Origin of the sequence: Pseudomonas sp. EGD-AK9 (genome assembly GCF_000465935.2) — a bacterium.
Taxonomy (GTDB): Bacteria; Pseudomonadota; Gammaproteobacteria; order Pseudomonadales; family Pseudomonadaceae; genus Aquipseudomonas.
This window is the reverse complement of the sequence record NZ_AVOF01000155.1, coordinates 1-7,476: the sequence shown is the minus strand read 5'-3', so window position 1 is coordinate 7,476 and position 7,476 is coordinate 1. Positions and strand designations below refer to the sequence as shown.

Annotated in this window: 7 protein-coding genes; 3 read left to right on the top strand and 4 right to left on the bottom strand. The window is 67.5% G+C overall.

Annotation, left to right across the window (positions count from 1 at the left end; all coding sequences use genetic code 11):
* Positions 1-98: 98 nt before the first annotated feature.
* The 4 genes from N878_RS08805 to argH form a co-directional block, all read right to left on the bottom strand.
* Complete coding sequence (locus N878_RS08805) at positions 99-2,681, bottom strand: class I adenylate cyclase (protein WP_021443299.1); 2,583 nt, start codon at positions 2,679-2,681, stop codon at positions 99-101.
* Positions 2,682-2,797: 116 nt separating this feature from the next.
* Positions 2,798-3,049 carry a TIGR02647 family protein gene (locus N878_RS08800; RefSeq protein ID WP_021443298.1) on the bottom strand — a complete coding sequence of 84 codons (252 nt, stop codon included), beginning with the start codon at positions 3,047-3,049 and terminating at the stop codon, positions 2,798-2,800.
* Positions 3,050-3,153: 104 nt separating this feature from the next.
* Complete coding sequence (locus N878_RS08795) at positions 3,154-3,438, bottom strand: hypothetical protein (protein ID WP_021443297.1); 285 nt, start codon at positions 3,436-3,438, stop codon at positions 3,154-3,156.
* Between the two features lie 79 nt (positions 3,439-3,517).
* Positions 3,518-4,912: an argininosuccinate lyase gene (gene argH, locus N878_RS08790; RefSeq protein WP_021443296.1), complete on the bottom strand. Its 1,395-nt coding sequence runs from the start codon at positions 4,910-4,912 to the stop codon at positions 3,518-3,520.
* A gap of 245 nt (positions 4,913-5,157) precedes the next feature.
* Between argH and N878_RS08785 the strand changes: the two genes are divergently transcribed.
* The 3 genes from N878_RS08785 to hemC form a co-directional block, all read left to right on the top strand.
* On the top strand, positions 5,158-6,240 hold the full coding sequence (locus N878_RS08785; protein ID WP_021443295.1) for a sensor histidine kinase: 1,083 nt from the start codon (positions 5,158-5,160) through the stop codon (positions 6,238-6,240).
* A complete protein-coding gene (locus N878_RS08780) occupies positions 6,237-6,983 on the top strand; it encodes a LytTR family DNA-binding domain-containing protein (RefSeq protein WP_021443294.1) in 747 nt (248 codons plus the stop codon). Before N878_RS08785 ends, N878_RS08780 begins: the two co-directional genes overlap by 4 nt.
* A 98-nt stretch (positions 6,984-7,081) precedes the next feature.
* Positions 7,082-7,476, top strand: a 395-nt coding sequence (gene hemC, locus N878_RS08775) for a hydroxymethylbilane synthase (protein WP_021443293.1), incomplete at its 3' end; no start/stop codon positions are given.

The window sequence follows — 7,476 nt, the reverse complement described above, 5'->3', positions numbered from 1 at the left end:
CCTGCACTAGAACAACGGTGACGCCGAGCTGACCCTGCTCGACGAGCACAACGCACTGTGGCGACGGCGCCTGCCGTTTCGCGACGAACAGAGCCTGCTCACCCCGCTGCGCCTTCCTGCAGTCGCTGCTGACCGGCGCAACGCCTGCTGCGGCGCTGGGCGCGCAGCGGCGCGGCGGGCAGCAGCTGGTAGTAGAGGATTTCCAGCGCCGGCCCGGCATCGCCGCTGTCCAGCGGCAGCATGGCGTTGCGCCGGTACAGCAGCGACTGCAGGAAGCGCTGCAGCGGGGTGAGCAGGCTCTGTTCGTCGCGAAACGGCAGGCGCCGTCGCCACAGTGCGTTGTGCTCGTCGAGCAGGGTCAGCTCGGCGTCACCGTTGTTCTCGTGCAGGCGATAGAACAGTTGGATGCACTGCGGCCGGCCCATCGGCAGGATCAGCGCCAGGTCATCGCCGTCCAGCGCGTGACGGTCCAGGTGCAGTGGGCTGTACAGCTCCTGCTCGCCGCCGAGGTGGTCGAGCAGCGCCGGCAAATCGCCCAGCACGGCATGGCTGACCTGTCCCGGGGTCAGCTGCAGCACGTGGTAGTGCTGGCGGATCTGCACCAGGTAGCGCGCCTGGCGGCCCTCGGCGTAGGTGGCGAGCAGGTCGCGCAGTAGCTCCTCGACCCGCTCGGCGATGGCCGTCGCGCGGTTGCGGCAGAAGCAGCGCACCTGCACCTGGGGTTGCGCGCCGTCCGGCGGCAGGCTGTTGAGCAGGTCGCGCAGGCAGTCGAGCAGGGCGTCGGCGCCGTCGTAGCGGCTGACCTGCAACTCGTTCCAGCTGTTGAGCACGATCTGGTCGAGGGTCAGTACCAGGTTCTCGCGCACCCCGGAATAACCCAGGGCGTCGGTGCGCCCGCTGGTCATGTGCACGTTCATCTGGCTGTGCTGCGGCAGCGGGTCGACGCCGACGTTGACCAGCAGCAGCACCTGGCTGGGGCGGCTGGCACGCAGCAGGGCGGCCTCCGCCACGCTGGGCAGCGGCAGGGGGAAGGCCTGCTGCAGGCTGGCGATCAGGTTGGACAGCTCGAACTCGCTGAGATCGCTGTTGCCCGGGTGCAGCGACAGCCGCGTGCTGGCGTCGATCACGCCGTTGCGGTGGCACCAGGCGAGCAGTTCGATCAGCTCGCGGGCGCGCTTCAGCGGGGCGAAGTCGGGCCATTCCTGGGTGCCCAGGCTGCCGTTGAACAGCGCCCATTGATGTTCCTCGGGCGATTCCGGGCTGGGGTGGCGCACCAGGGTCAGGGTGTCCTCGGCCAGGTCCGGGGCGATGCCCGGGTTGATGAACTCGACCTTGCCGGCCTTGCGCTCGAAGGCGGCGTAAAGGCGTCGGCCGAGCACGTTGAGGTCGCGGTTGTTCAGCGAGCTGCCAGTCTGTGCGCTGCGGGCGAACTGGGAGAGGAAGCGGTAGCTGTAGGTCAGTTCGTTGACCAGCACGCGCCGCTCGGCGCCGACCTGGCGCACCTTCCACTGGCTGCGGCTGTCGAGCAGGCTGAGCTGGCGCGCATCCCAGCCCCACTCGCCGGTCAGGCGTTCGAGCAGCAGGCGCTGCCAGCTCTTGGTGCGGCCGCGGGTCGGCGGCCGGCTGATCTTCTTGTTCACCTTCAGGTACAGGCAGCGGCGAATCAGCTCCAGGCGCTCGCGGTCGCCGCGGGCGCCGAGGTACTCCTCCAGGCGCCGGTAGACGACGATATAGGGGTCGAGCTCGTCGAGGTCGAGGCGGCCCTCGAACACCGCCTGCTTGAAGCGCAGCGACAGGCACTCGACCCTGGGGTGCTCGCTGGCGTAGACCTCGGTGAGCAGCAGCTTGAGCACCGACTTGTAGGGCGACTCGATGCCCTTGTACAGCTGCCACATGCCGGCGCCGATGAACTCCTCCGGCGGGATATGCGCCAGGTGGCCGAGGTCGAGCACGTCCTCGGCGCGCACGAAGCGCTTGCTCAGCAGGGTGCGGCAGTAGTCGTGGTAGCGCGGCTCTTCGTAGACCGGCACCAGCCACCAGATCGGCGTGCGTCCGCCGAGCCAGATCGCCGTGCGGTAGAACTCGTCGAGCAGCAGGTAGTGTTGGGTGGTGCCGCAGTCGTCGGAGCTCAGCTGCGCCTCGCGCGCGCCCTGGGCGAAGCGCTGCGGGTCGACCAGGAACAGGTGCACCTCGGCGCCCTGGGTGGCGGCCCAGCTCTCCAGCTGGTCGCACTTCTTGCGCAGGTCCTGCAGTTCCCGGGCGCTGAGGGTCGGCGCGTGGCACAGCCACAGGTCCATGTCGCTCTGCTCGGCCTGCGCCACGGTGCCCAGGCTGCCCATCAGGAACAGGCCGTGCAGCGGCGCGGCGCCCTGGCCACGGCGCGGCTTGTAGACGAAGGAGCGGGTCAGACGCTGGACTTCGGCGAGCACCTCGTCGTCCGGCTCGAAGCCGCTCAGGCCGGCCGGCGTGCTGGCGCAGACATAGCCCGGCAGCAGCGGATGGTTGACGTGCAGCAGCAGTGGCAGCAGCTTGAGCACCAGCTGCTGGCGCGTCGACAGGCCCTGCCGCGCGCGCTGCAGGCGGCCCTGGTTGATCTGCAGAAAGCGCGCGCGCAGCTGCGCCAGCACCTTGCGGTCGATGCCGTCGTCGATGTCCGGGCGAATTTCCAGGGTGCGCGTCATGCTCGAGCTCTACGGGGAATGGTGCAAGCCTATCAGCGGCGCGCATCCACTGCAGTGCCTGACGCTATATCGCCCGCCGGGGCCGATAGTGTAGGGCGGCGGGCGAAGGATCTTGCTTAAGCGGGCGCCTTGCTGGTGCTGAGAATGGTCAGCAGGCTCTGCGCGTGTTCGGCGGCATCGATGCCCAGGCTGGTCAGGTAGCCACCGTCGGCCTGGCTGACCAGGCCCTTCTCATGCAGGCGGGTGATGGCGCCCTGCGCCTTGAACGAGGCGTTGTTGTGCACCTTGAGCCCCTCCTGGTGATTGTCCAGGTTGTACAGGGCGAGGATTTCCAGCTCGTCGATCAGTTCGGGGGTAAAGGATTTCATGGCGACTCCGCTCTTGTTGTTATAAGGCCGACGCGACTGCCGGGCTTGGGTCTATGCAGTGTAGTGAGGGATTTGCGCGCTCGCCCGTGCGACCTTCGCCGCATTCAGTCCTGCTGCTCGGGCAACTCCGGCAGGGCGCGCAGGGCCTGCTCGTACCAGGCGGCATCGAACGGGCGGTCGTCGCGCAGCATGGCGTCGACCTCGTGGGCCAGCACCAGGGCCATCAGCTGGAGGATTTCCTCGCGCGCATAGCCGACCAGGCTGAGCTTGTTGTATGCCGCCTGCGCGGCGGCCGGCTCGCCGGCCTCCAGCTGGTTCTCGATGGCCTGGACCAGGGTGGCTTCGGCGAAGTCTTCTTCGTTGTCGTCGTTGTCGTCGTGGTCGCTCATGCGAGGGATTCTCCGCTAGGTGTTGCGTGCCGCCTGCCTTCTTCCGCTGGAGAAAAGGCAGGCCCGTTGCGCTGCTCGTTCAGCGTGCCGCCAGCAGCTCGCGGCCACGCACCACGGCGGCGCGCACCTGGTTCGGCGCGGTGCCGCCGATATGGTCGCGAGCATTGACCGAGCCTTCCAGAGTCAGCACGGCGAACACGTCCTGCTCGATCTCGCCGCTGAACTGGCGCAGCTCGTCCAGGCTCATCTCGGCCAGGTCCTTGCCGCTGTCCACGCCGTATTTCACCGCATGACCGACGATCTCGTGGCAGTCGCGGAACGGCAGGCCCTTGCGCACCAGGTAGTCGGCCAGGTCGGTGGCGGTGGAGAAGCCGCGCAGCGCCGCCTCGCGCATGATCGCGCGCTTGGGTTTGATCGCCGGGACCATGTCGGCGAAGGCTCGCAGCGAATCGCGCAGGGTGTCGGCGGCGTCGAACAGCGGTTCCTTGTCTTCCTGGTTGTCCTTGTTGTAGGCCAGCGGCTGGCCTTTCATCAGGGTCAGCAGGCCCATCAGCGCGCCGAACACACGGCCGCTCTTGCCGCGTACCAGCTCCGGTACGTCGGGGTTTTTCTTCTGCGGCATGATCGAGCTGCCGGTGCAGAAACGGTCCGGCAGGTCGATAAACTGGAACTGGGCGCTGGTCCACAGCACCAGCTCTTCGGAGAAGCGCGACAGGTGCATCATCGCCAGGGAGGCGGCGGCGCAGAATTCGATGGCGAAGTCGCGATCCGACACGCCGTCCAGGGAGTTGCCGCCAACGGCGTCGAAACCCAGCAACTGTGCGGTGATCTCGCGCTGGATCGGGTAGGTGGTGCCGGCCAGCGCGGCGCTGCCCAGGGGCATGCGGTTTGTGCGCTTGCGGCAGTCCACCAGGCGCTCGTAGTCGCGCGACAGCATCTCGAACCAGGCCAGCAGGTGGTGGCCGAAGGTCACCGGCTGGGCGGTCTGCAGGTGGGTGAAGCCGGGCATGATGGTGTCCGCCTCGGCTTCGGCCAGACCCAGCAGGCCCTGCTGCAGGCGGGTGATCTCGGCGAGGATCAGGTCGATCTCGTCGCGCAGCCATAGGCGGATGTCGGTGGCCACCTGGTCGTTGCGCGAGCGCCCGGTGTGCAGCTTCTTGCCGGTGACGCCGATGCGGTCGGTCAGGCGCGCCTCGATATTCATGTGCACGTCTTCCAGGTCGACGCGCCAGTCGAACTGGCCGGCCTCGATCTCGGCCTGGATCTGCCCCAGGCCGTCGATGATCGCATCGCGCTCGGCGTCTGTGAGCACGCCGACCTTGGCCAGCATGCTGGCGTGGGCGATGGAACCCATGATGTCGTGGCGATACAGGCGCTTGTCGAATTCGACCGAGGCGGTGAAGCGGGCGACGAAGGCGTCGACGGGCTCGCTGAAGCGGCCGCCCCAGGATTGGTTGGTTTTTTCGCTGCTCATGGCACGTGCTCTGGTTCGGGCTCTGGATCGGGCGGGCCGCGTGCGGCGGCCGGCATGGCGGACAAAGTGCGCCGATAATAACAGGGTCGGCGGCCCTTTCGCCGCGCCGCGTTTGCCGCCCGGCAGGCGTCGGCGCTGTCGGCTGCTTCACAATTTTGTCGCGGCGGCGGCATTTCGGTGCTTTATTTTGCCCGGCCGGAGCCGTCTGGCTTGCCGGCCCGCCGGGCGACACGGAAACTGCGTCGATGCCAAAACAAGTCCCTGCCAAGAACAACCACAACGCGTCTGCCGACGACTTCTTCGTTCCCGAACTGTGCCAGCCGGAAGCGCTGCTGAGCATGGTGCTGCTGGCCGAGCTGCTGGTGCTGGTGCTGGTGCTGTCCGAGCCGATGCTGCCCGGCTTCGACTGGGTGCGCCTGGCGCTGACCTCGCTGTTCGTGCAGTGGATCGTGCTGCTTTCGGCGGCGCTGCTGTGCCGCCTGCGGCCGCTGCTGGCGCGCCTGCGTCCGGCGCTGGCCGGCGGCCTGTGCTGCGCCCTGGTGGTGCTGCTGACCCTGGGCTGCACGGCGGTGGCCGACTACTACGAGCTGGGCGGGCCGCTGCCACGCAGCGGCGAGGTCAACCTTTATCTGCGCCATGCATTGATCGGCCTGATCATGTCCGCGCTGCTGCTACGCTATTTCTACCTGCAGAGCCAATGGCGGCGGCAGGAGCAGGCCGAGCTGCGCGCGCGCATCGAATCGCTGCAGGCGCGCATCCGCCCGCATTTTCTGTTCAACAGCCTGAACAGCATCGCCAGCCTGGTGGCGGTCGACCCACTCAAGGCCGAACAGGCGGTGCTGGATCTGTCCGACCTGTTTCGCGCCAGCCTGGCCAAGCCCGGCAGTCTGGTGCCCTGGAAGGAGGAACTGGAACTGGCGAAACGATATCTGTCGATCGAGCACTATCGGCTCGGCGAACGGCTACAGTTGCAGTGGGAGGTCGAGGGTGTGCCGGAGGATCTGCCGATTCCCCAGCTGACCCTGCAACCGCTGTTGGAAAATGCGTTGATCTACGGCATTCAGCCGCGCATCGAGGGCGGCTTGGTGCGGATCGAGGCGGACTACCAGGATGGTGTGTTCAGCTTGTGTGTCAGCAATCCGTATGAAGAGCGGGGCGAGCAGCACCCGTCGCGGGGAACGCACCAAGCGCTGAGCAATATCGACGCGCGCCTGGCGGCACTTTTCGGGCCGCGCGCCAGTCTCAGCGTGGAGCGCCGTGACGGCCGCCATTACAGCTGTCTACGCTATCCTTGTGCGAGACTCACGCAGGAAGCCAGAGCAATATGAATGTCCTGATCGTCGACGACGAACCCCTCGCCCGCGAGCGCCTCAGCCGCATGGTCGGCGAACTCGAGGGCTACCGGGTCCTGGAGCCCGCCGCCAGCAATGGCGAGGAGGCCCTGACCCTGATTGACAGCCTCAAGCCGGACGTGGTCCTGCTGGATATCCGCATGCCCGGGCTGGACGGTCTGCAGGTCGCCGCCAAGCTGTGCGAGCGCGAGGCGCCGCCGGCGGTGATCTTCTGCACGGCGCACGACGAATTCGCCCTGGAAGCCTTCCAGGTCAGCGCGGTCGGCTACCTGGTCAAGCCGGTGCGCGCCGAGAGCCTCAGCGAGGCGCTGAAGAAGGCCGAGCGGCCCAACCGGGTGCAGCTGGCGGCGCTGACCCGGCCGGCCGCCGAGAGCGGCAGCGGCCCGCGCAGCCATATCAGCGCCCGTACGCGCAAGGGCATCGAGCTGATCCCGCTGGATCACGTGGTCTATTTCATCGCCGATCACAAGTACGTGACCCTGCGCCACGAGGGTGGCGAGGTGCTGCTGGACGAGCCGCTGAAGGCCTTGGAAGACGAGTTCGGCGAGCGCTTCGTGCGCATCCACCGCAACGCCCTGGTCGCCCGCGAGCGCATCGAGCGCCTGCAGCGCACGCCGCTGGGGCACTTCCAGCTGTTCCTCAAGGGGCTGGAGGGCGATTCGCTGGTGGTCAGCCGGCGCCATGTGGCCGGGGTGCGCAAGCTGATGCAGTCGCTGTAAGCGCCGGGTGCCGGCTGCGGCCGATAGCCGCCACCCATCAGCTGGCGCCGGGCGAGCCTGTTATGATTCGCGGCAATCCGTTTTCTGGAATTTGCCCCATGTCCCGCGAAATCCGTATCGCCACCCGTAAGAGTGCCCTGGCCCTGTGGCAGGCCGAGCACGTCAAAGCCCGTCTCGAAGCGGCCCACCCTGGCCTCAAGGTCAGCCTGGTGCCCATGGTCAGCCGCGGCGACAAACTGCTCGACGCGCCGCTGGCGAAGATCGGCGGCAAGGGCCTGTTCGTCAAGGAGCTGGAAACCGCGCTGCTGGAGAACCAGGCCGACATCGCCGTGCACTCGATGAAGGACGTGCCGATGGACTTCCCCGAAGGCCTGGGCCTGTACTGCATCTGCGAGCGCGAAGACCCGCGCGACGCCTTCGTTTCCAATAGCCATGCCAGCCTCGACGCGCTGCCGGCCGGCAGCGTGGTCGGCACCTCCAGCCTGCGCCGCCA

Excerpts from the sequence above, each read along its gene's own strand:
- N878_RS08805 (WP_021443299.1), bottom strand. The coding sequence starts at position 2,681 with ATGACGCGCACCCTGGAAATTCGCCCGGACATCGACGACGGCATCGAC.
- N878_RS08800 (WP_021443298.1), bottom strand. The coding sequence starts at position 3,049 with ATGAAATCCTTTACCCCCGAACTGATCGACGAGCTGGAAATCCTCGCC.
- N878_RS08795 (WP_021443297.1), bottom strand. The coding sequence starts at position 3,438 with ATGAGCGACCACGACGACAACGACGACAACGAAGAAGACTTCGCCGAA.
- argH (WP_021443296.1), bottom strand. The coding sequence starts at position 4,912 with ATGAGCAGCGAAAAAACCAACCAATCCTGGGGCGGCCGCTTCAGCGAG.
- N878_RS08785 (WP_021443295.1), top strand. The coding sequence starts at position 5,158 with ATGCCAAAACAAGTCCCTGCCAAGAACAACCACAACGCGTCTGCCGAC.
- N878_RS08780 (WP_021443294.1), top strand. The coding sequence starts at position 6,237 with ATGAATGTCCTGATCGTCGACGACGAACCCCTCGCCCGCGAGCGCCTC.